20 protein-coding genes are annotated in these 22,960 nt (G+C 44.0%); 5 read left to right on the forward strand and 15 right to left on the reverse strand.

Going from position 1 to position 22,960, the window contains the following annotated elements:
• Window positions 1-73: 73 nt before the first annotated feature.
• From B5Y40_RS11300 to B5Y40_RS11310, 3 genes are read right to left on the reverse strand one after another with little or no spacing between them, the layout of a single operon-like run.
• Window positions 74-3,292: an error-prone DNA polymerase gene (locus B5Y40_RS11300; protein WP_079686758.1), complete on the reverse strand. Its 3,219-nt coding sequence runs from the start codon at window positions 3,290-3,292 to the stop codon at window positions 74-76.
• 19 nt (window positions 3,293-3,311) lie between these two features.
• Window positions 3,312-4,805, reverse strand: coding sequence for a Y-family DNA polymerase (locus tag B5Y40_RS11305; protein ID WP_079686759.1), 1,494 nt, complete (start codon window positions 4,803-4,805; stop codon window positions 3,312-3,314).
• A 4-nt stretch (window positions 4,806-4,809) separates the two neighbouring features.
• Window positions 4,810-5,538 (reverse strand): ImuA family protein, encoded by a 729-nt coding sequence (locus B5Y40_RS11310; protein WP_079686760.1) that lies wholly within the window; start codon window positions 5,536-5,538, stop codon window positions 4,810-4,812.
• A 530-nt stretch (window positions 5,539-6,068) separates the two neighbouring features.
• On the opposite strand from B5Y40_RS11310, the gene B5Y40_RS11315 reads away from it, so the two are divergent.
• Complete coding sequence (locus B5Y40_RS11315; protein WP_079686761.1) at window positions 6,069-8,198, forward strand: GAF domain-containing protein; 2,130 nt, start codon at window positions 6,069-6,071, stop codon at window positions 8,196-8,198.
• A gap of 57 nt (window positions 8,199-8,255) precedes the next feature.
• Window positions 8,256-8,735, forward strand: coding sequence for a hypothetical protein (locus B5Y40_RS11320; protein WP_143785701.1), 480 nt, complete (start codon window positions 8,256-8,258; stop codon window positions 8,733-8,735).
• Window positions 8,736-9,121: 386 nt separating this feature from the next.
• Here the strand turns inward: B5Y40_RS11320 and B5Y40_RS11325 are convergent, their stop codons facing one another.
• The 9 genes from B5Y40_RS11325 to B5Y40_RS11365 all read right to left on the reverse strand — a co-directional run bounded on the left by B5Y40_RS11325 (window position 9,122) and on the right by B5Y40_RS11365 (window position 18,235).
• Complete coding sequence (locus tag B5Y40_RS11325; RefSeq protein ID WP_079686763.1) at window positions 9,122-11,506, reverse strand: ABC transporter permease; 2,385 nt, start codon at window positions 11,504-11,506, stop codon at window positions 9,122-9,124.
• A 25-nt stretch (window positions 11,507-11,531) separates the two neighbouring features.
• Window positions 11,532-12,641, reverse strand: coding sequence for a signal peptidase I (lepB, locus tag B5Y40_RS11330; protein ID WP_159453669.1), 1,110 nt, complete (start codon window positions 12,639-12,641; stop codon window positions 11,532-11,534).
• Window positions 12,622-13,464: a hypothetical protein gene (locus tag B5Y40_RS11335; protein ID WP_079686765.1), complete on the reverse strand. Its 843-nt coding sequence runs from the start codon at window positions 13,462-13,464 to the stop codon at window positions 12,622-12,624. The genes lepB and B5Y40_RS11335 overlap by 20 nt, the downstream gene beginning before the upstream one ends.
• A gap of 6 nt (window positions 13,465-13,470) precedes the next feature.
• Entirely contained in the window at window positions 13,471-14,580 is a 1,110-nt protein-coding gene (locus B5Y40_RS11340) for a cupin domain-containing protein (RefSeq protein WP_079686766.1), read from the reverse strand.
• Window positions 14,577-15,080 carry a hypothetical protein gene (locus B5Y40_RS11345; RefSeq protein ID WP_079686767.1) on the reverse strand — a complete coding sequence of 168 codons (504 nt, stop codon included), beginning with the start codon at window positions 15,078-15,080 and terminating at the stop codon, window positions 14,577-14,579. The genes B5Y40_RS11340 and B5Y40_RS11345 overlap by 4 nt, the downstream gene beginning before the upstream one ends.
• The gene (locus B5Y40_RS11350; RefSeq protein ID WP_159453670.1) at window positions 15,073-16,257 is read right to left on the reverse strand and encodes a DUF4221 family protein; all 1,185 of its coding nucleotides are present in this window, start codon (window positions 16,255-16,257) and stop codon (window positions 15,073-15,075) included. Before B5Y40_RS11350 ends, B5Y40_RS11345 begins: the two co-directional genes overlap by 8 nt.
• Before the next feature lie 82 nt (window positions 16,258-16,339).
• Window positions 16,340-16,546: a hypothetical protein gene (locus B5Y40_RS11355; protein WP_079686769.1), complete on the reverse strand. Its 207-nt coding sequence runs from the start codon at window positions 16,544-16,546 to the stop codon at window positions 16,340-16,342.
• Window positions 16,547-16,668: 122 nt separating this feature from the next.
• Window positions 16,669-17,619: a sulfotransferase gene (locus B5Y40_RS11360; protein WP_079686770.1), complete on the reverse strand. Its 951-nt coding sequence runs from the start codon at window positions 17,617-17,619 to the stop codon at window positions 16,669-16,671.
• A gap of 25 nt (window positions 17,620-17,644) precedes the next feature.
• Window positions 17,645-18,235: a response regulator transcription factor gene (locus B5Y40_RS11365; protein ID WP_079686771.1), complete on the reverse strand. Its 591-nt coding sequence runs from the start codon at window positions 18,233-18,235 to the stop codon at window positions 17,645-17,647.
• A 357-nt stretch (window positions 18,236-18,592) separates the two neighbouring features.
• Between B5Y40_RS11365 and B5Y40_RS11370 the strand changes: the two genes are divergently transcribed.
• Window positions 18,593-18,784 (forward strand): hypothetical protein, encoded by a 192-nt coding sequence (locus tag B5Y40_RS11370; protein ID WP_079686772.1) that lies wholly within the window; start codon window positions 18,593-18,595, stop codon window positions 18,782-18,784.
• A 17-nt stretch (window positions 18,785-18,801) separates the two neighbouring features.
• Here B5Y40_RS11370 and B5Y40_RS29615 read toward each other — a convergent pair whose 3' ends face one another.
• Both B5Y40_RS29615 and B5Y40_RS11375 read right to left on the reverse strand, forming a co-directional pair.
• The gene (locus B5Y40_RS29615) at window positions 18,802-18,945 is read right to left on the reverse strand and encodes a hypothetical protein (protein ID WP_159453671.1); all 144 of its coding nucleotides are present in this window, start codon (window positions 18,943-18,945) and stop codon (window positions 18,802-18,804) included.
• A 334-nt stretch (window positions 18,946-19,279) separates the two neighbouring features.
• A complete protein-coding gene (locus tag B5Y40_RS11375) occupies window positions 19,280-20,116 on the reverse strand; it encodes an alpha/beta fold hydrolase (protein WP_079686773.1) in 837 nt (278 codons plus the stop codon).
• Between the two features lie 33 nt (window positions 20,117-20,149).
• Between B5Y40_RS11375 and B5Y40_RS29350 the strand changes: the two genes are divergently transcribed.
• Entirely contained in the window at window positions 20,150-20,341 is a 192-nt protein-coding gene (locus tag B5Y40_RS29350; protein WP_143785702.1) for a hypothetical protein, read from the forward strand.
• 24 nt (window positions 20,342-20,365) lie between these two features.
• Here the strand turns inward: B5Y40_RS29350 and B5Y40_RS11380 are convergent, their stop codons facing one another.
• A complete protein-coding gene (locus B5Y40_RS11380) occupies window positions 20,366-21,289 on the reverse strand; it encodes an alpha/beta hydrolase (RefSeq protein ID WP_317043551.1) in 924 nt (307 codons plus the stop codon).
• Window positions 21,290-21,813: 524 nt separating this feature from the next.
• On the opposite strand from B5Y40_RS11380, the gene B5Y40_RS11385 reads away from it, so the two are divergent.
• The gene (locus B5Y40_RS11385; RefSeq protein ID WP_079686774.1) at window positions 21,814-22,950 is read left to right on the forward strand and encodes a bile acid:sodium symporter family protein; all 1,137 of its coding nucleotides are present in this window, start codon (window positions 21,814-21,816) and stop codon (window positions 22,948-22,950) included.
• Window positions 22,951-22,960 lie beyond the last annotated feature (10 nt).

Consider the following 22,960-nt stretch of genomic DNA (forward strand, 5'->3'; position numbering starts at 1 on the left):
TAATATTAAGAATATTATTCTAAAATATAGCCTATAAAAATTTCGCGTTGTTCGTAGGCATAGCTGATATTGCTCACCTGAAATTTCTACCCTCCGGAAATATCTTTCCTTGTTCGATCTTGCTTGGCTGTGGTTTGGACAGGAAAGGAGATGTAGTTTCATCTGCGCGGGAACGAGGTTCGAGTGAGAGTTCTGCTTGGACAGGAGTGGTGAGTTTGTGAAGCAGTCTTGATAAATTATAGCAGCGCTTTACCACTACGTGTATCACTTCACCTTCGCGTTGAAGTTTGCCTTCTACCATGAGTAATTTTGATTGAATTATTTCCTTCCTATACTCGTCAAAAAGTTTTTTGAATACTACTAGGTTGGCTGTACCCATTTCATCTTCGATGGTAATGAAACATATACCGCTGGCAGTACCGGGACGTTGTCGTACCAGTACAAGGCCGGCTACTTTTACATGATCGCCATCTTTAGCATCTTCTAAAGATGAACTTGTACGGATGTGTAGTTGCTCTAATTGCTGGCGTACAAAACTTACCGGATGTGCTTTTAAGGATAACGAAGTCGTAGCATAGTCATGCACTACATGTTCGGAAGGTGTCATTTCCGGGAGCGCTATATTTTCTTCTGCTATATCGTGTCGCCACTGATTGGAAAATAGTGCCTGTGGCTGATAGTCCTGCGTGGATACATTCCATAATGCTTTTCGTCTGTCCTGTCCGATGGAACGGAATGCATCGGCATCGGCTAATTTTTCAAGTACTGTTTCGGATAGTCCTGTTTCGCGTAAAGCATGAATAGAAGTATATCCATCCTTTCGTGCTTGCATCAATGCTTTCATATCTTCTTCACGCAAACCTTTTACCTGTCGAAAGCCAAGACGAAGCGCGCAATATTTGCCGGACTTTGCTTCGAGTTTATTGTTCCAGTCGGAGTAGTTTATGTCGACCGGTAATACATTTACTCCATGCTTGCACGCATCGCTTACAATCTGGGCGGGCTGATAAAAACCCATGGGCATGCTGTTGAGTAATGCGCAGGCAAATACATCAGGGTAATAACATTTTATCCAGGATGATACATATACAAGTAGTGCAAAACTTACTGCATGACTCTCCGGAAATCCATAACTTCCAAAACCCTCGAGCTGACGGAATACACGCTGGGCATATTCCAGTGTATAGCCGTTGCCTGTCATGCCTTTGATGAGCTTATCTTCAAAATATGAGATCTTGCCTTTGGCTTTAAAGGTTGCCATGCTTCTGCGCAATTCATCCGCTTCGGACGGGGTAAATTTAGCAGCAACGATGGCGATCTTCATGGCTTGTTCCTGGAACAACGGTACCCCTAGTGTACGCTTGAGTATATCTTCTAGTTCTTGGGAGGGATACTCTACCTTTTCTTCACCATTGCGCCTGCGCAAATAGGGATGCACCATATCGCCTTGTATAGGACCGGGCCGTACAATAGCAACTTCAATGACCAGGTCATAAAAAGATTTCGGCCGCAAGCGGGGCAGCATTGATTGCTGTGCACGACTTTCAATCTGGAATACGCCAATTGTATCGGCATGGCTTACCATTTCATATACGGCCCTATCATCCTGCGGTATATTGGCCAGTGTAAGATCGAGGTTGTAATGTTGCTTTGCCAGATCAAATGCCTTGCGTATACAGGTGAGCATGCCGAGTGCGAGCACATCAATTTTTAAAAAACCTAATGCTTCGATGTCATCTTTATTCCACTCAATGTTGGTGCGATCTTCCATACGTGCATGGAGGATCGGGCATAAGTCTGCCAGGTTACCTTGCGTAATAACAAAGCCACCGGTATGCTGTCCCAACTGCCGTGGAAAGCCCATGAACTGTTCGGTAAGCTGCAATACTTTTCGGATGGTGGGGTCATCCGGATTTATACCCTGGCTGAAGATGCGATCTTTGTCGAAGCCCTCATCGCGAAAATCCCAGATCAATCCAGCCAGTCGTTGAATCGTATCAACGGATAGTCCCATCGCTTTGCCCACATCGCGTATGGCACCGCGATGGTGCTGCTGGGTTACCGTTGCTACTATAGCAGCCCTGTGACGGCCATACTTTTGGTATATATACTGCATTACCTCTTCACGCCTTTCATGCTCGAAGTCTACATCTATATCCGGAGGTTCGTTGCGTGCTGTTGAGATGAACCTTTCAAACAGTAAATCAAATTTGGATGGATCAACCGAAGTTATACCGAGGCAATAACATATGGTTGAGTTTGCTGCCGAGCCCCGGCCCTGGCAGAGTATTTTCTGAGATCGCGCATAGCGAACGATGTCGTGTACGGTGAGAAAGTATTCTGCGTAGTTTACTTCTTCAATGAATTTAAGTTCATACTGAATGTTGTTTTGGATCTTGTCCGGTATAGCTTCTCCATAGATTTGTTTTGCTCCTTCCCATACCAGAAATTCGAGCTCCTGTTGCGGGGTACGTCCTTCGCTGGTGACTTCTTTGGGGTATTGATATTTTAGCTGATCAAGTGAAAATGTACAAGCCTCTGCTATAATCCGTGTTTGTTCTATAGCAGCTGGGTATTGCCTGAACAAGCGAAGCATTTCTTCGATGGGCTTGAGGAATCGTTCCGCATTGGCGTGAAGACGAAAACCGGCAGTATATATAGTGCATTTTTTCCGTACGCACGTAACTATATCTTGCAGCTCTCTGCGCTGTGGGGTATGGTAATGCACATCGTTGGTGGCTACCATGGGTATATGTAACTCTTTTGCAAGCTCATGAATGCGATGGAGCAGTTTGGCATCGTGGCCACTATAGGTGCGTGATGCTGCTATACTGAGGTGCTCACCAAGGGCCTCGTGATACTCGCGTACGGCGCTTTTAAAGGCATCATCAAAATCAAAAAAAGCATTAAGAGAACCCGGTGGAATAACAATGAATTTTGTGCCTTGTGAATACTGGTATACATCGGCTTTGTATAAAAAGCATTTACCTTTTTCAGCACGTAGATTTCCAATCGTAAGTAAATTGGATATTTGTGCGTAGGCTTTTATATCGGTGGGAAATGCAAGCAGGCTGGGGCCATCGAGCAGATCCAGTCGACAGGCCGGTATAATGCGAATACTATTTTTCTTTGCAGCCACATGGGCGCGTACCAATCCTGCAAATGTATTGCAATCTGTAATGGCTATAACAGTGTATCCATGTATAGCAGCCTGCTCAACCATTTCTTCAGGATGTGAAGCACCCCGCAGAAAAGTAAAGTTTGTTGTTACCTGCAATTCTATATAGCTCATGCGTTAAGGTTCTATTTTGCTATGCAAAGAATCCATGAATAAACCACTGGTAGATTTTTTCGTGATAATGCCCAAGGCGGAAGAGCCAGTAACGGTTGCCTGATTCATCTTCTACGCGGTAATAATCGCGATGTTCGCCTTGCTGTAGCCACCATTCCTGTTCGATGCGTTCAGGTCCATCGGCTTTCACGATGTTTATTACTTTTCCTTTATACCGGAAAAGCATTGGTGGATAATCGGGTATAGGTGCAGTCACATCAATGCGCTCAGGAGCTTTCAATAATTGCAACGGACGCGGTTTATCTTGCCAGGCAGTGGTTAGTTTTTCGTGCAGGGATGTTGCTTCCTTAAACGATCGCTCAGGCCAGTAATGCTCATCAGGCAAGTATCGATGCACAGCATGTATACCGATCTTGTTGGCGAAGCGATCGATGAGTTCAGTCAGGAGTATATCCTGGAGTCCACCCACACCTTGCCACATCGCTTCCTGCTGCGGGTGATGATCTTCTACAACGGGTGCTTCCAGTATAAATAACTCGATGCCCAATGCAGGTTCTATACTCGATATTTTAAGCTGGAACAATTTGAATAAATGCTCTACATGATGGGAGGGAAGATGTGTACCTATATCTATCTGTTCTGTTTTTCCATCTATACGATAACATTTGAATATAGCTTTGCGCAATCCTTTTTGCTCTTGTTGTAAACGGGCGCAGAGTTTTTCCAGCAGTTGTTGCAGTGCTATCTCTATACCGGGTGCTGTGGCAATGGGTTCCAGACAAGGCAAGCGTTCATGATACGGCTCGGGAATTTCTATAGGGTGAAGCGATTCATCCTGTTGGCCTAATGCTTGTGCCAGTCGCATCATAAAATGATTGCCGAAACGCCTGCGCAGAGAGGGCCGTGGCATGCGAATGAATTGCTTTACCTTGTGAAGTCCTAGTTTATGCAACCGCTCTATTACCTCTGCTTCGAGACGAAGTGCCTGAGGCGGTAGCTGCATGAGGGCTTCTATATGTTTACTTCGCTCGATTACAATATTGTTATCAAAGCGCGCTACGCCCCACGCAGTTCCAATCGTATCGGCCATTGCTGCCTGTACATAATAACCACGGGTATATAGTTTGGTAATGATGGATTGCAGATAAGGTATATCTCCGTTCCACAGGTGCGTGCAACCTGTGACGTCGAGTATAATTCCATCGGGAGGATCGATGGCTACAACAGGAGTGAATCGTATACACCACTGAGCTAATCGATTTAATAATTTACCAGCCAGGTCCGGCTTATCATCGAGCACCTGCAAGGATGGTGTCATGGCGCGCGCATCGGCTAGCACCATGCCGCGTGATATACCTTGCTGTTCAGCGATAGCATTGGCAGCAGTAATGACCATGCGGCCATGTTCGCTGGTGCGTAATACAAATGGCAATGTTTTGAGCTGTGGCTGGCGGAGTGTAAACCAGTCAGTAGTTAAGTACCGGAAGCAGATGGAAACATAACGCCTTGCCATAACATCATCCTGCCTGTTGCTGCGTTTGTTGTATCGTAAAGACAGGTTGATATACCGGCACAAAGCGTCCGTCTGTCCATTGTATATCCCATGTGCCCGGTTTACCGTTTCGTATACGCTGTAGATGCACACGCCATTTAGGAAAGCCTATACCGGGTAGGTCATCTACAGTGGCACTTGGAAGGGGAGTAATTTGCCAGCGCGATACACACGCTGTAGTACCTATTGTGCGGGGCTGATTGCGCAATAGGAAGCCTGTTACCTGGCTTTCTTCTACAGCCAGCTGAAGGCGCCTGGAATGGGTAAAACTCATGTTTGGGAGCTCGCCGACTACAGCTACAAGAGCGCTACATTTCAGGGCTTCATCCAATGCCCAAAGTGCATCTTTTTCTTTTTGCACATCAACGAAAATAAACCGATCAGGGCTCAGGTCAAAACCCTTCAGTGCTGGTGGAAATAACATGCGCGTAGAACTTATCCAGAGCACAGCTCTATTACTGCTCATGAGCAAATTGAGCAGTCCTCCCATAAAACCAATGGCAGCAGCTGTTTCCTCAGGCCTTACTGCGATAAACTCATGCATGGCACCGAGTGGAAACGTTGCGTTTGGAAAGGCGTGTTTTAATGGGCCTAAGCCAGCTTCTAAAACCGTGTTCTGCACAGTTTTAAAACCCTGAAGGCGAAGAATATCGGCCTGCAGCCCTGCGAGAATATCGGCTTTTTGTTGAGACACTTTGTAGTTCCTTTTGGTGAGGACAAAAGTATAAATAACTAATTAAATTAGTTGTTGTGTCTAATTATTTTAGTTTGTTTTAGCTTAACAGTAGGTCAGGGACTGAGCCGCATGGAAATTAACTTCCCTTGAGAGTAACAACACCCATTTCCGGTTATCAAATAATTTCTATCTATACAAAGCGTCTCAACAAGCAGGATAAATCGTAACCAAGCACTTTTCACATTTGTACTGTTCTCTTTTATCTACATCGTTTGAAACGCAAGGAAATGGTATTTTAAATTAAGTACACCATTTTGTCAGGCACTGTTAAATCGTTATCAAAACAATTAAAAAGACATTTGTAGAAAGTTTGATAGTTTGATGTGGGGAATTTTGGAATACAGAAACGTATTTAAAGCCCATAACAATACTGCAGGAACAGGCCCACTTCAAACGCATTTCTCTGAGAGTAACTATTCCAGAGTATGGGAAAATGTAAGCTCAGTTTAAGCCCCATAAAGGATGAACTCCAATAAAAATCTTTAGCAATGAAAGAATTTATCAGAAAAAATGCAGTCGTCTTGGCCGTAGGGTTGATCATGTTGCTCATGATATTGGGAGCCAGCCTCATTTTGAATAACAAGGCTAGTATGGTAAAGAACAATATCATACAAAAGGAATCTGAGAGCATTACGATGGCAACCAACGACCTGCTTTATCACTCACTTCATATCATTGATTTGGGTGTCAGGATTTACGGTTTCACCAAAAAGGAAGAAATGCTCAACGATGTCAAAAGAGCTTTTCATGATATGGATCCAACTTTTGAAACTTTGGAAGCCAGGCTTGCGGCCCAATCCTTCAAGGGCGCGGATGTAAAAAAACTTCATAAACATTATCTGGACTATGCCCGGTTCAATGAGCAAATGATAGAGAAGGCAAGGCTCGACAGCATGGAGGTGTTCAAAAGCATGCTTGCAGAAGATAAGGGTACGGAGTTATGGAAACATTGGTATGAGGTATCTGAAAAAATAAAGGCTTTCGAAGCTGAGCAAAGCCTGCAGGCAGTTACCAGCTATGAGGCGGCCCAGAACAACACGATCTATTTACAGCTGTTAATGTTATCGTTAGGTCTTCCCACTTTAGGCTTTATTATTTTCAAAATTAAAAATGATGATCTGGCGCTCCGGAACTTGCTTGTGAACTTGGAAGAGAACAACCGGCAATACATTTTCAATCCAGGGACTGAGCTGCTCGCCAATGATCCTAAAACAGTCATAGACCATTCAATCCATCGCTTTAAAGAAGCCTCGGAATTGATCAAACGTATTGCCAGCGGTGACTTCGAAGCCGATTGGAATGGACTTACCATTACTAACCGCAACCTGAATGAAGATAATCTGGCCGGCGAGCTCCTGAAGATGCGGGAGAATATGAAACGCGTCAGAGAAGAGGATGAAAAAAGATTATGGAGCACCGAAGGGCTGGCTGCTTTCTCGGAAATAGTGCGTAATAATCAGGACCAGCTGGAAAAACTAGCCCACGAGACGCTCATTTACCTCTGCCGTTATCTTGATGTGCAGCAGGGAAGTCTATTCATTGTAAGTCAGGACGAACAGCAAAACGAAGACTATCTGGAAATGGCGGCTTGTTATGCCTTCAACAAGAAAAAACACCTGCAAAAACGTATCAACATCGGGGAAGGCGTCGTAGGGCAGGCTTACCTGGAAAAAGAAACCACCTTGCTGAGCAAAGTGCCCAACGGCTATACCAGCGTCACTTCAGGTCTTGGTGAAGCGACCCCTACGTGCCTGATTGTTGTTCCGTTGATATATAACGATCAGGTTGCCGGGGTACTTGAATTGGCTGGATTCCAAGTTTTTGCCGATTACCAGATCGCCTTTCTGGAGAAAGCCGGTGAGTTTGTCGCCTCAGCCATCACGACGGTGAAAATTGCGCAGAATATGCGACGTATCCTGCAAGCATCGCAACAACAGGCAGAAGAGCTCAAAGCCGCCGAAGAAGAAATGCGTCAGAATATGGAAGAACTCCAGGCAACCCAGGAGGAAACGGACCGCCGGGGAAATGAACTGGAACGGGCCAATGCCGAAGCAGAAGTGCAAAAGCAGCTGATGGTTCAAAACATAGAAAAGTTGAAAGAAAAGGAAAGAGAAAACGAGGTTCAGGCTGAAGAATTGCGCCAGAATTTAGAAGCATTGGCTTCTACGCAAACCGAACTGGAAAACAGTAAGCAAAAAATACAAGCCATTCTTAACAAATCTCCCATGGGCATCCTGGTTGCCGATCAGCAAGGGAGTATTTCCCTCAGCAATCAGCCTCTGACAGCCCTGACCGGCTTTACCCACGAAGAACTGGAGAAACATGCTTTTCAAACCTCCTTTAAATTTCTGCAACTCGGAAAGTTGCGGGAGGGCGATAAGAAACGCACCAAGACGATCCGGAAAGATGGTACTTCTTTCATGACCGAGGTCTATGTGACCACTTTGGAAGCGTCCTGGTTGCTCTATGTACGAGACGTAAGTATGGAGGTACAACGGGAGCAGCAGCTGGGGAAAAGTATGGAAAACGCTGAGCATCTCCGACGGAAAGCTGCCGAACACGAAGCAGAGCTCATGGCGAGAATCAGTCAATTGGAGAAAAAAGAACCACTTACATAAACAATCATAAAAAATACAATTATGCCATTAATGCAAGGAAAGTACACAATCCTCACAGTGACATTAGCAATAGTGTCTTCGCCCGACATCGCAAAGACCATAGACGCTTATCTGGAAGAGCACCTGGGGCTCACTCACCACGAATTAGATCCGGAAGAGTTCTATGATATATCGATTTTTGTTGATTGTATGGCGATTTACTGCGACTCGTTCCCTGACCCTACCAAAGCGGTGATTGAACTTGGAAAAAGAATATACCCGACTAATAAATGGACGGGCGCATTGCCTGCACACCTAAAAACGCCCCTGGACTTTATTGTCTTTGAAGCCGAAGGATTCAAAAATGCCTTTAGTCCGGATGTGGTACAACGCAAAATCCTGGAAACAACGGAGCGTTCTGTTACGATGTATGCTCCTTCCCCTGGCTATGTCAAGGAGATGATGATAGGGGTTTGGCTGGGAATCCTGGAAATGATTGATATCAACAGTGGGCAAGTAGAAGAAATCGCTATCGATACTTGGCGAATCAGCTGGTAAGTATGTTATAATGAAGTCAGCCATGTCCAGAGTATTCAAGTACAAGTCGCCTGCAACTACAGGGTCGCGTTATATGCACCTGAAGGTCTGTGATTGATAACAATATTTTCTTCATATAGGTATATGTGATAGTACAGACTACAACGACAGTATGTGGTAAATATACTTGTTCATGGAATGATACGATAGTAATCAAAATGTGGGTACGCGTATATCTGCTTGCTAGTTTGTTTATGGCGTCTATGCGAAATGGCTCCCAACCTTAAGAACCGATTCAGGACTTTTAAGGTTAATTCCGATATGTTGATCCTTGGTCAGGGCGCTTACTATACGGAAAATGATACTGACCTTCCTTGTTCTCCTAGATATTTTTGATACACGGAAAGTTATTCAGATCGTATCACTTCGATGGGATTTCTCAGGGCTGCATATATAGTTTGTGAACAGATAACGGTCAGACCGATAAGCAACAGTATGACCACTCCGACAGCGTGCAGCAGTAAGCCTGGTTGAATCCGGTAAGTATATTCCTGAAGAATGGACTCACATGTGATGTAACAAACCGGTAATGCGAGACAACATGCCAGTAAAATAAGCAGTATAAATTTCCTGGAAATGAGTATAGTAATCTGACCAGTGTTGGCTCCCATGACTTTCCGAATTCCGATTTCGCTGGCGCGGGCTTTTGTGTGAAACATAACAATACCGATAAGTCCGAGTGAGGAGATTAAAACAGTGATGCACGAGAGAGAACTGATCATTTTGAAATCATCCAGCTTGATGAAATCATTGCTGTGAAAATCATTTTCAAATATACTATACTCCAGCGGGTAGTCGCGTTTGACTGCGGTCGATAGTTGTTGAACCTTGCGCAAGGTTCCATACATCTCACCGGATTTCGCCTTTACGGTAAGTGTCGAGAACTTGTCGGGTATATACCGGATCAGAAACGGTTTGATAGGTTGTTTAAGCCCCTGCACATGAAAATTTTTAATGACACCAGTAATTTTTAGGGAAAGGGAATCAATGGTAATGGATTGTCCGATAGCCTCAAGCGGTGTTTTGTATTTGAGACGCGAAGCCGCTTCTTCATTTATTAAAACAGTTGTCTCATTGCTGCCTTGCATCCGATCGGAAAAGTTGGTGCCAGCCAGCAAGGTGAGACCATACACCGGGATAAAGTTTTCATCCGCAGAGAAATATATAGCATCGATTGAATCAGGCTGGTTGTGTACCTGGCAATGCATGGGCTGTGAAAATACGGGACGACCGGAGGATGCTGAAATCTGCTCGATCGTTGTTTCCTGCTCCAATGCGTTTTTGAAATATGCTATATCCACCGGTGGCAGGGTAATGTTTAGTATATTACTTCGATCCACACCATAGTCTGCCCGTGATATATAGCGGGTTTGTCCAATCATAACCAGCGATACTGTGATGAATAGTAGAGATACCGAGAATTGAATGGTTATTAAAGCTTTTTGCCATACCGGTGTGCGTGCTTCTCCCAATGTAATTTTATTCTTTAATGCTGTTGTCAGTTTTACTTTTGATAACGCGATGGAAGGAAAGATGCCGCAGACAAAACCCGTGAGTATTGCAAATACAAAGAATACGGTATATAATTTGAAGTCGGGAGCTTGATTGACTTCCCGCGCAAGATTGCTTGTAAGTGGTATAAAGTCCGTAAGGAACAATGCCAGCCCGAATGAGATCAGGGCAATTAGCATCGCCTCTGTGATGAATTGATGAATCAGGTGGATTTTCGTTGCTCCGGATATTTTCCGAATACCAATCTCTTTTACGCGACTGAATATTTTCGCGATAGTAAGGTTCATATAATTGAAAGCCGCGAGCAACAGCATGAGGACGGATATAATCAGCGGTATATACGGAACCGTTCGCGCATTACGCGATTCGAAATACAGGGTAGGAGAGTATACAAGGTCGTTAAGAGATTGCGCTATAAATTCCCGGTGGTCTACGGTTTCATGCATCACAGCATGCTTCATGGCATAGGTATCGGTCTCGATGAGTATACGATTAACTTCATTCGGTGTGATGTCCTCGTTGGTAATGATATAGGTTTGCGTGTTGTAGATATCGCCCCAGCCGATCGGAATATTGATACGGTCAGACTGCGTGAGTGAAGGTAGTGTTGCCATAGACAAATACACATCGTACTCCATCCTCGAAGAGAACGGAGGCTTTTGCATTACACCCGTTACGGTAAACTCACCATATTTACCCATTGACAACGGTTTTCCTACGGGATTTTGATTGCCGAAAAGCCGATGTGCAGCATCTTTGCTGAGTACAGCGGTATAGGCTTTACTTAAAGCGTGAAGTGGATCGCCTGTCGCAAGTTTGAATCCGAATACATGGAAGAAATCAGGATCGGCAAACACATTCTCGGTCTCAAATTCTTCGTTGTTCACTTGAATCTTTACCGATTCATTTACATCTGTTACAATGCGTGTTACCCGCTCGATAACGGAGTATTGGTCTTTCAAGTGGCTGGCCAGCAGGTAAGGCGATGTTGCAAAATAATCAGCGTCACCTGATTTGGTAAATTGCCGGGTCGTGATTCGATAGGTGCGGTCGGGGAGCGGATGGAAGCTGTCAACATCAAAAGCATTTTTTGCCATACTCAGCACGAATAGCCCGACTGACATGCTGGTAGCAAGACCAATGATGTTAACTATAGAAATGAATTTGTGTTTCAGTAGGTTTCGCGCTGCTATAAATATATAGTTCTTTAACATTTCCATGTGGCGATCTGATTATGGTTCGATTTTACTGTGGAGACTGAAAGATCCTCTTCCAGCGGATTTCGTTCCGGTATATATCTTTGGAGAAATATATAAGTACAACTTTCCCGATGATGTGATCTTCCGGAATAAATCCCCAGTGGCGGGAGTCCATTGATTTATCCCGGTTGTCGCCTAGCGCGAAGTAGTAATCTTTTCTGAATTGATACTCGGCTATTGGCTTATCGTCAATGTATAGACTCCCTTGGCGAATCTCTGCACGGTCGTTGTCTTCCAGGTTTTTGATCAGAGGAAAATAGCGTGCTATATTATCTGCATCCATTTTCAGCTTCAGGCCTTTTCGGGGAATCATAATCTTTCCAAAATGATCTTTGTTCCAATGTAAAGGCAGCCAATGCGGGTAAGCATTGAAATCCGAAAAATTGTCTGATTCCCTTCTGGTAATTTTCAGTACGTTCGTGTCCTTTTCAATCTTTTGTGCACCCAGTCCCGTAGTGTATATATCGTACTGAAAGTATTCTTTTGTAAACGGGTTCTCAATTAATCTGACCTGGTTCCTATAGTCAAATATATCCCATTGTTTCGCCCCGGCTGCATCCAGCTTTTTACGGGTGCGAAGATCATGCCGAAAACTAACGGCATCCGTTACTTCACGTTGATCGTTGCAATATAATATACCATCTTCCAGCGAGATGATGTCGCCGGGAAGTGCAACAATACGCTTATTGATGACTTCATTTATTTCGTACGTGTCTTCCTGCATCGGGAGGTTAAACACCACGATATCGCCACGTGTTAAAGACGATAGTGCTCCGGTTCGGAGATATGGTATTATAGGATTTGAATATAGACGCAGGTTAAGATACTCCAGCAATGGGTTGCGATGATCGATCCAGGGGAGTTGCAGTATCCTGGGTATACGTGCTCCGTAATGAAGTTTGGAAACCAGTACACGATCGCCCTCCAGCAGCGTTCCTTCCATAGACGGACCGGTAACTTTGAAATTCCCGATCAGAAATATACTAACTATATATATAGCAAGTGCTGTATAAAGAATGGTCCGGACGGATCGCCAGAGCAGTGTACGTAATGTTTCTTTTGGGGCTGCTATATCTTCAACTTTTTCCAGTAGCATGGTTCTCATCGTTAATAATCTTACTGTATTCTGTTAGAAGCAGGTTTTCAAACTCGGTAACCGATTGTAAAAGACCGTTCAGCGTATAGCCAGGCGTTGTGAGATACGATAAAAGCATGTTCGGCAAGGTTGCATATTCCGGATAGTGCTTACAAAACGATTGTGTGCATATAGTCACGTCCCTCGTAAAAATGCGTTCCTTTTCACTTACCAGTTCAAAGGCTGCACGAAGCAACAGGCGAATTACAAAGTGTATATGTGCACTGAGTGTTTCGGGTGCTGCTGTACGTACTGCTTGGCGCAATGCTTCTGCACGCTGATGAACTTGTGGCAACAGGTGAATCGAGTCTCTACCGATCCTGAAGTTTCTGAACGAGGATTCAATAGCTATACCGGCAACCCGGTAGTAAATAATCTTTACCAGGAACTGAAGGCTCCGGTTGACTTCCAGTTCGGTGTACGTTACTACTTTTACCTGGATACGTTCAATAAACATGTACCTCCCGTGCAACCATGCGGTGGTATGTCGCAGCAGAGAAGTGTGTATTGTTTGCGTATCTTCGGCTACCGAATGAGACACCAATAGCAATGGAAATATATACTTTCCGTTTTTTAGCGACATAGGATGCTTGAAGTATAAGCTCCATTGCGAGTGGTGTAATACATCGGTAATCAGTCTAATCAGACCTGTAATGATTTCCCATTCCAGTATCGACACCTGTGAAGGGTCTTCTATCAGCGGTTTGATCTGCCCCTTGGCATCTGAATGTGAAACAATACGTTTTATACTTACGTCACGATCGAGTTCGTAGAAATAGTTCATACCTGCCTAGTGTTCCATCTGGAGTGAGCCTTGCTTTACCATGTCTTTCAGTTTAAATTTTATTTTACCCATCGTTGCGGCATTGGCATTGGATAGCTTACCGCTTTCAATTGCCTGCATCAGATCGTTTACCTGCTGTTGATATTGCGAGTCTTTGGAGTGATTTTGGAGAAATGTATTGATGTCATCCACTGTATTCACACTGTCGATCGCCAGGGTATTTCTGAATACACCGCTAAACCGTTCCTGCTCCAGGTTTAGGTTGCGTTCTTTATTGCAAGTGGCTACTATATCTTCGAGCAGTTTGGTTGACTCGTGTATCAGGTCGTTAAATGATTCATTTGAGTTGAATTCATCCTGTATCGGGAAAAACGATTTTCTGAAGAATGGATGTTGTTCCGCCTCCTTTACAAATTTCTCCAGTATATCAATTTTTCGAAGCGGATGTAGCCCGAGCGTAATATGAATCGATGGAGAGTCGGTTGTATAGGCATCGTGTACTACTCCGCACGGCACGTAGAGAATATCATTCGCTTGCAGGTTTATAGCATGGGTAGGTCCGGATTTATACCTTTCCTTGTCAGCATTGGTAAGCATTATGCTTTTGGTAGGCGACTCGTAGGGTATATCATACAGGTTCCAAACCTTGCTGCCATATACCTGCAGTACGAAAACTTCGTGTGGATCTACATGCGGATCAAAGCCTTTCGAGTTAGCAGGCGTTATGTATATATTGGTGTGTACACGCATACCCAATTCGCGACTGATATCTTCAAGAAGTCTATCAAGCTTTGGAAAGTATAGATTGGGAGATTGAAGAACGATGGTGTTCCCCTTGTTGAACAGGTCCAGTATTTTTCCGCGATCGAGTGTTTGCATCACCGATATGGAACTGGCAGTATATAAATCGCGATTTAGTTCAGCACCTCCACCTACCATACGCAGGAACGGATAGATCAGAATTTCGGAATCAAGCAGATCACCTATTTCGTCCATGGTGATCAGATTGTTCACATATGTATCATTTTTGGACAGGAACAACGGAACCTTGCACCAGTTATTCGTGAGAAATTCGTTCACGGAAATTGGATTGAGAATGGATTCAAGTGTTTTCATAAGTTGGCTATTTTGTCTAAGTCTTCATATATATCGGGAGTATCAGCGCTGGCTTCCTTTTCAGAAATAACCTGGCCGTTTTGGAGTAGTAGTAGTTTGGGATATTGCTTCAGGTAATTCCAGTCAATTACTTTGTCAGTGTCTATATAAACGTCTGGATTCGAGGCAGCTTTTTCTCCGAGGCGAAGCTTCGCAGACTTCAATGAGTCGTGTCCGGTAATAATGAAAAGTATATTTTTCTTCCTGCCTTCATCATAGTTCACGATCAGGTAGTTTTCTGCGGTAGATATACAGCCCGTACATCCATAGAACGGAATCAGAAAAATGGCTTTGTACCTAGTTAAGTCTTTTTTTGAGATCCGGGATATCTCGCTCGTAAACTGCTGGTATCCCGATCGCCCAGATCCGGATTGGCAACTCGTAAAGAATATGATTATCCATAACAACATTGCCGGTATGCATTTATCGGGATATCGTACGGTGACTATATAGTTATTCATAGTTGTTTATGTGTTCAGGTAGAAAACAGTCATATACCAGGAATTCATCGTTGTGAGCGTCTTTTCGCTTTATGAAAAAACCGGCTTCTGAAACGAAGAAATTATTGATACTATATCGATCCACAGGAAGAACAATTTCTCCGACTCTTTTAAAGCGGTCTGTTAAAAGTATAACAGAATTCTGCTTTTGTCCGGAGGCAGCAGGGAAGTCCGTAAAGCGGTAATACATCTTTCGAAAAGGATCATATACTATATTCAGGTATGCAAAGCTCTGTGCATAGCGCTGCTCTATTTCACCCTTGTGAAAGTCTACCAGCATCGGGTGAAAATCGAATGATTCAAGTGGTGAAAAGAAGGTGCTGGGAGCAACCGTCAGGTGTATCTTCTTCGTACGCGTGTTATAGATCGTGAGCGCATGATCGGCCATAAAACTGAAGACCAATAGCCCATCCGTTGGATTAAAGCAATAAGACAACCGCTCGAAACCGGTCAGACCGCCCCAGTTGGCATGCCAATATATTTCCGGGTAGTTCACCTGGTTGGCGATTTCTCCGGTTTGCAAGTTCAGGCTTATCAGCACGTTTCGTTGCTTGTCACGGGTATAATCTCCCAGGGCAGTAGAGGGGCCCGTAAAATATACCCGGTTGTTGGTGCGATCATATTGCATCGGGGCATACGTAGTTACAAACGGATAAACTGTAAGAAAGGAATGTTTGTCCATACCGATATCACCTTGCGCAAGTTTCCCTTTTTGCTGATGTACCAGCGTCCAGCGTGATTTCTTGTAACTATAGATCAACATGGAGTCAGCTGCGAGCATGCAAAATCCCTGTACGCCATCTTCGGCGGAGAATCCGAGGGAGTCAAGGTGAATTACCCGCGCGATGGCGTTGTGCCCCAAATCATAGAAGTATAGATTCCGTGAAACAAAATTTAGAAACGCCAGGTATGACTTGCCCTCGAGCGCTATATATTGCTCATGGGTAGCTACTCCCGGGCTTGTTGTACTATCTAGCGGAAGTGCGAGGGAATCGGTAACAGCAAGAACAAGCGAATCCTTTTTTTCGATAGAAGTTTTCGCAATACTGGTGGTTGAAAAATAATATAGCGTACGGTATACACGGCCGATCAAGAGAACGAAAAATATAACTATAAGTATAGGGATCAGCTTCTTCATAATTGTTCTTCTTCGTCCTCTTTTCATCGGGCCGTTGGAATTAGTTAAACATGTTCAAATGATTCTTTACAATGCTGGGATGTCAGACGCAATCATCCCAGAAATCGATAGCCACTACGCAGTAAGCTTCATTTGATCCGCTTATTCTGTCGCAGTCGTTCTGATCTCCTTCCGGACAAGCACTGCTGGAGATCTGAGGGATCGCCATTGACAACGATGCAACTGCCAGGCTTAATCCTACTTGTGCTTTTGGATCGCGCACAACTTTCATCAATTTTTCCTTTTCCATAATTTTAAGGTTTTGTTTGAAAAAATGTTACACAGAATTCTGTACTGCAAATATTAACAGCAACCCGCAGGAGCAACTAGTAAAAAATTACTAAAATGGAATCAGGCCTGATAGTATATATACTATCGGGTGAAGCATTGTTTCAACGCATGGTAGTTTTCAAATGCATATTGTTCACAAAGCTGACGTATTATATGGCCGGCCTTCGCATGTTTAGACGCTATATCTTTGCTGAACGGTGTGCCGTTTTTAGCATTGTTACTCATACATGCTGCTATAGCTGTGTGTGTAGTTTTCGTTACGTCCAGTTTAAAAAAGCGAAGTATATCCGGTATTGTGTCAGGAGAAATGGTCTCGTAGTTAATGGCGATAATATCTGATCGGTCTATATTTTTAACATGGTGAAGTATAATGCTGAAGAAGCTGTTAATCATTTTTACACAGTACTCCTCATTTGTAAGATGAGCAGGTAAATCAAGGTTACATTGGTTCAATATATACTTCAGCATCGGGTTGTTTCGTTGGGACAGGAACCCGCCCTGCTTTTCGAGGTTTGAGACAACTACTTCAATGGGATTTCTATACAGGAATACAATGGGAACATCTGGCCATAATTTTGTGATCCGGTCCAATACCAGGAGATTGAAGCTGGAGAACTTGATGAATACTTTCTTCTGAGTATATAAATAAGTGCTCAGTAAGCTGTTCAGCAATTTGTTCCCGCGTTGTTCCCATGCCAGATCGGTTACCGTATTACCAGTCTTAGTATAATTTACCAGCAGGCTGTTTATAGGTTGTGGTTCATTGAAGGCCAGCACATCGGCTGCTTTTTGAATTATTCGGGTAAGGAGCGTGGAGCCACAGCGTGAGGTATGGAATATAAATCCGGATGGTTTTCCGGGGAGCTTGTCCCGTGCAGTCAATACGTCCAGTCTTGTTTCCAGGGTATATTCTTCCAACGCAGCGATCGCCGCCGAATTCATCACCGGAAGTTCTGTAAAACGCTTAATGTTCAGCCACTTTACCTTCTCGCCGGGAAGGTCGAGGTGTACAGGTATATAATGCTTTTGCATCTCTGAATGGAAGTTTTGATGGCAATTAACTCACGGCAATACAGGTAGCCGCATCCCGCAATTGACTGGCGAAGTAGGGAAGCTGGCCGCATCCATCGAGACCTGCTTTTCTTGCAATATTTACTTTGTGATTTTTAACGGTGTGGTAACTTCTGCAAAGTATACCAGATATTTTTGTGTTCGAGTACCCGATGGACAGGAAGAACAATATTTCAATTTCGGCAATGCTGAGTTCCTGGAGACTATCGAGGATTTCAGGAAAGCGACCATCCTTGACACCTATGGATGGATAGTGGTATATAGAGAAACTATTAGCCGCAGGTTGATAGCACAATATTCCTGATAGTCCTATTCTTTTAAGGAAAGATGCAAAGGGTTTAAACCAATGATCAGATGAAATCAACACACTTGTTTTCCTGGAGAGAAAAATAACGAAATATAATAGTTCAAGAAATGGTCTTGCATGACAGTTGAACGTTAATAAAACGAAATTGTAATCTTCATATCGAAGCGGAGTACCCAAGAATTGTTCAATGGAAGTGCTGGTCTGGATTTCAATGGAAAGAACGAGGTAACGCCTGCCATCGATCATCATGTTTTGTACGGTGTAACGCATGGTGGATAACTTAAATTACATTTAACATTTTAAAATATACTATTGCTAACGGTAGGAGAGGACAGAGATGAAATGTGTGTGTTGGTCTGCGGGTAGTCTTTCCGTTGGACAGCGAAATCGTTCAGCTAAATTGTCCCGGATATTGGGTCGGCATAGTTACTATTTTTTTTGAAGCACCGCGCAAGGTTGATCGGATGATCGATAGATTTTTCTTCAAGCGACAAAATCCGAGTGATAAAGGGTTCAGAAATCGCTGTCATGTGAAGTGTGAAATATGTGAAGGTTTAAACACATCATACAAGTATATCCTGACAGGTATACATCTGTCGGTATATATTTACCTAATAAATCGGGTATGTGGTCTATGGTATATGTTTTAACGTATGGGAAGATAAAAGTCTTGCTACCTCAACATCTGAAAAGTATACTTCACATTTCCCAGAAGCTGTCGAGCGTGATCATGCGGGTTTAAAGAAGGAGATGAGGTCGGGGCCACTGATCTTTGTTGAAGACGGAAACATTACGGAGTTCTGTATGGATATGGGCTGATCACTTTCCCGTTTACGTTACATTTGGTTGCCAGTGCCATTCTTCTTCGAGGTATCGTGCAGGATGAGCCTGAACGCTTCGAACTGCTCGAAGTACACCGCGCGTATACCCGAATCGTTGTATTCGAGGGATATAGCGATAACGGCAGACCTGGGACCCATTCGACAGTAAATGTCCTTGATTGTGGTGTGATAAATTAATCCAGTTAATATTCAGTCCTTCGGCAGAAAGAACCGGACTCATATACTTGCCAGAGACTGTTCAGAATTCCTGTCGTATACGTGACGACTATTCGCGTGTAAACATGCGCTATAGTCAAAACAAATTGGTAGTCGCATGCCGTTGAATGAATGAAACCGAGTGCTTTTGCTAAAATCTATTTCCGTTCCCTCAAATTTCTTTCGCTTATGATCGACAAAATGCCCAGTAAAAACTTTGACTATGAATGGAGTATATTCCATTTTTTGCCGCCTTAGTTTTACTGGTTTCTAAAACTTATCTAAGAAAATCAAATGCAATCTTGTTAATAAGATCAGGTCTTTCGGCAAATACCTCATGTGTGGTATTGGGCAAAACACAATATTGACTATTCTTTATTAGCCTGTGCATTTCCTGTCCATGCTCGATTGAAATCATATCCCGGTCACCAAGAACAATCATAACCGGAATGTTTATACGCTCATAGGTGCTAGGCGGGAAATACTCTTTCGCATATACCACCCGGTTCATGTTGTCCACCAATATTTTCCAATCCTTTTTTGGGGTCAATGTATTATACCATGCAATGTCTTTCGCATTGATCGAAGCCCAGTATTCCAATGTGGGAGGTTTAACCGAATCAATCGGAAATCCTTCCGGCATGGCAAATCCTCTTATGCCGTTGTTGGCACCCACGGCAATTACCTTTTTAATCTTGTCAGGCCGTCTTTCAGCCAGGAGAAGACTAACAATGGCACCATCACTCCATCCCATGACATAGGCGCTATCAATCTGTAGTGAGTCCATGAGCTGCGAGATAAAATCCGTTAGTAAATCATAGCTTAAACTGTCGGTCTGTTCAGACCTGCCTTGGCCAGGCGTATCCGGTGTGATAACCCGATAGTGTTTTGAAAGGTCGGGTATACATTTGCTAAAGTCTCGTATACTTCTATTAATCCCACCGCCCGAAAGCAACAGGAGCGGAGTTCCCTGTCCATATTCCTCATAATAAATGTCTTTGCCGTTAATGTTTATTACGCTTCCGTTATTGGAACCAAAATCAATTTTATCGGTTCCTGTATGGCAACTTGTCCAAAGGAGTGAAACGAAAATAAGTCTGATTACTATTTTCATGGCTCTGATAGTTTGTGCTTAAATGTGTCAGTCATGTTTATATATACCAACGCGCTATACATTGGCTGGATTGTAAGAAAAGTCAAGCGAATGGAACATTGCCTGAATAAAGATATAAATCCAAAATCAGATATTTTACAAAAAGCATGTCCGGCAGGACTAAGCAGCTTATCGCTGGGCTTAAGAACAAATGGTTATCACACAAGACATGAAAGTATACTTTAAATGATCACAGGCTCGATCGCAAGCTCATCTGAATAACAGTTGGGAGAAAACATACAGATCATTTCTCCATACATTAAATTCATGTGCACCAGGCTCGGTATAAAATATATGAGGGACGTTCTTGGCCTTTAGAAAATCATGCGTTCGTTGACTGACCCATAGCAGATAGTCATCAACACCACACGATATCCATATCAATTTCATGTTCCTTATTTTATGAAGATCCGGCACTAACACTTCCGGTACTCGTGTATTGGGTGCCGGGGCAAACCCGCCAACATAAGCGAATGTACCGGGATTGCCCAACCCGAAATTCAATGCCTGTCCTCCTCCCATGGACAGCCCGGCAATTGCCCTGAAGCGGCGGTCTTTATATACCGGGTAACTTTTTTCTACCTGCGGGATGAGATCATCGAGCAGGTCACGTTCGAAAGTGGCAAAAGCCTTCACCTTAGCGCTGTCAAAGAAGTCCCCTATAGGTCTGTCGTTTTTCATAGCACGACCATTGGGCATGACAACGATCATAGGCTGCAGCTTCTTTTCAGCATAGAGGTTATCGAGGATAATTTGTGGCGGAGCATTGCACGACCACTCTATATCGCTACCGGCAAGGCCATGCAAAAGATATAGGACAGGATATTTTTTATTAAGCAAAAATCCAGGAGGAGTATATACAAGCGCCCGGCGGGTAACACCTACCGTTTTGGATTGATAATATAGGGTATCAATCCTCCCATGGGGTATAGCAGCCCGCAGGGAGTCAAAGCCTTTTACAGGTGGGGTGAATACGGTCTGAGAATTTGCTTCTGCCCAAATAAGTATTGAAAAAATAATAAACACGGCACCCTTCAACACCGTGTTGTGGCTATAGCAAGTGCTATACTTTGAAGTAGCAACAGGACAGGAGGTCATAGAATTGATCAGGTATTCTGTTTTTAGTCTGCTCATAGTTTTTAGTCTGCCGGTATAATGAGGCGTTGTAAATAAACACAAGAAACTGCGAGTGGTGGGTTATAGATCGTATCACAAAAGGGTATGAAAGATACAGAAGTGCTTCCTGTAGAGGTTTGACACTATGTGATTTTTCAACAACGTTTTTTTTACGTTGCTGGCCAGAGCGTATACATGAGTACAACCCTCTCCAGTCGATATATAAATTTCCAGAAGGCAAATTTATATACATCTATAAAGTGCGAAATGATTCGCGCGAAATTATAGTGTAAAGCAGCAGAGAGCAAGAGGTGTCTTTTTCAATTGACATGGATGTGTAAAATCTTTCGCTGGGGATTATTGGAAGTTTTTTTAGCCTGCCTTGTAAACCTTTATCACATGCCTGAAAGCATCACGAACGTTGCAGCGCTTGTAATTTTCTTTTGCTCATGGCCATAGTTACCTGCTTCTAGCGGTCACGCAAGATGAAGTAGGATCTGAAACTTTGATACTGTAGGACCTACTAATTTTTACAAGCAAAGATGTCGGGTGGTAAATTATCAAAACTTGCTTTAGTCCTGGCCGGAATTACCTTGGGCGTTTTCATGGTATTGACCTGGATCGATGCCCACCAACAGGCAGGCCTGCTTCTGATGAGCTTTTTCCTTTTGATAGCCTGGGCTATTCGCCAGCATGAACTGCTGAAGGGCTACTCGTTTACCGTCATGATTTTTGCAGCCGTTAGCCTTTCGATGTACTACCCGCAGTTCTTTGTCTCTCCGGGTGGCTTCAAGCTGTCAAAACTGATTGTACCCCTCATGCAGATAATCATGTTCGGCATGGGCACCGGACTGAGCATAAGCGATTTTGTAGGGGTGATTAAAATGCCCAAGGGCGTTATTGCAGGAGTAATGTGTCACTACCTGATTATGCCCCTGGTTGCCTTGGGCATCACCTACCTGTTTCGTTTCCCCGATGAAGTGTCTGCAGGAATTATTCTTATAGGCAGCTGTCCCAATGGCCTTGCTTCAAATGTCATGACCTACCTGGCCCGTGCCAACCTCGCCTTATCCGTTACCCTCACGGCCATATCCACCTTCATTGCACCCTTTGTCACCCCGCTTTTTATGCAGCTTCTGGCCGGTCAATATGTGCAGGTAGACTTTTGGGATATGGTTTGGGATATAACCAAGATCGTCATCATACCGGTGAGCGGCGGACTACTGTTCAACTGTTTTTTGCACGGCCGCTTTAAAGCGCTGGATAACATTATGCCGGCCGTGTCGATGGCAGGCATCGGATTGATCATCGTGGTGATAACAGCGGCCGGACGGGATGCTTTGCTGGTGGTAGGCGGCTTCCTGGTACTGGCTATGCTGCTTCATAACCTGACGGGCTATTTCCTGGGCTATTGGGCGGCCCGCATGCTGCGCATGCCCGAGAGAGATTGCCGCACGATTGCCATTGAAGTCGGCCTCCAGAATGCAGGCCTGGGTTCAAGCCTTGCCCTGGCCATGGGAAAACTGTCAACGGTTGGACTGGCTCCGGCAATTTTTGCCCCCGTCATGAATATCACAGGCTCCTCACTGGCATTGTGGTGGCGTGCCCATCCCGTAGCGGATGGCTGTCAACCCATGGACCAGACACCAGAAGGTCAAAACCAACCAGCCAAAATCTAAATACTTACGC

Source organism: Ohtaekwangia koreensis, assembly GCF_900167975.1.
GTDB lineage: Bacteria > Bacteroidota > Bacteroidia > Cytophagales > Cyclobacteriaceae > Ohtaekwangia > Ohtaekwangia koreensis.

Bases quoted from the DNA above. Each gene is read 5' to 3' on its own strand.
- B5Y40_RS11315 (WP_079686761.1), top strand. From the start codon at position 6,069: ATGAAAGAATTTATCAGAAAAAATGCAGTCGTCTTGGCCGTAGGGTTG.
- B5Y40_RS11345 (WP_079686767.1), bottom strand. From the start codon at position 15,080: ATGAATAACTATATAGTCACCGTACGATATCCCGATAAATGCATACCG.
- B5Y40_RS11305 (WP_079686759.1), bottom strand. From the start codon at position 4,805: ATGGCAAGGCGTTATGTTTCCATCTGCTTCCGGTACTTAACTACTGAC.
- B5Y40_RS11300 (WP_079686758.1), bottom strand. From the start codon at position 3,292: ATGAGCTATATAGAATTGCAGGTAACAACAAACTTTACTTTTCTGCGG.
- B5Y40_RS11380 (WP_317043551.1), bottom strand. From the start codon at position 21,289: ATGAGCAGACTAAAAACAGAATACCTGATCAATTCTATGACCTCCTGT.
- B5Y40_RS11325 (WP_079686763.1), bottom strand. From the start codon at position 11,506: ATGGAAATGTTAAAGAACTATATATTTATAGCAGCGCGAAACCTACTG.
- B5Y40_RS11375 (WP_079686773.1), bottom strand. From the start codon at position 20,116: ATGAAAATAGTAATCAGACTTATTTTCGTTTCACTCCTTTGGACAAGT.
- B5Y40_RS11365 (WP_079686771.1), bottom strand. From the start codon at position 18,235: ATGCGTTACACCGTACAAAACATGATGATCGATGGCAGGCGTTACCTC.
- B5Y40_RS29350 (WP_143785702.1), top strand. From the start codon at position 20,150: ATGTTTATATATACCAACGCGCTATACATTGGCTGGATTGTAAGAAAA.
- B5Y40_RS11355 (WP_079686769.1), bottom strand. From the start codon at position 16,546: ATGGAAAAGGAAAAATTGATGAAAGTTGTGCGCGATCCAAAAGCACAA.
- B5Y40_RS11350 (WP_159453670.1), bottom strand. From the start codon at position 16,257: ATGAAGAAGCTGATCCCTATACTTATAGTTATATTTTTCGTTCTCTTG.
- lepB (WP_159453669.1), bottom strand. From the start codon at position 12,641: ATGCTACTGGAAAAAGTTGAAGATATAGCAGCCCCAAAAGAAACATTA.
- B5Y40_RS29615 (WP_159453671.1), bottom strand. From the start codon at position 18,945: ATGGGTCCCAGGTCTGCCGTTATCGCTATATCCCTCGAATACAACGAT.
- B5Y40_RS11360 (WP_079686770.1), bottom strand. From the start codon at position 17,619: ATGCAAAAGCATTATATACCTGTACACCTCGACCTTCCCGGCGAGAAG.
- B5Y40_RS11340 (WP_079686766.1), bottom strand. From the start codon at position 14,580: ATGAAAACACTTGAATCCATTCTCAATCCAATTTCCGTGAACGAATTT.
- B5Y40_RS11385 (WP_079686774.1), top strand. From the start codon at position 21,814: ATGTCGGGTGGTAAATTATCAAAACTTGCTTTAGTCCTGGCCGGAATT.
- B5Y40_RS11335 (WP_079686765.1), bottom strand. From the start codon at position 13,464: ATGAACTATTTCTACGAACTCGATCGTGACGTAAGTATAAAACGTATT.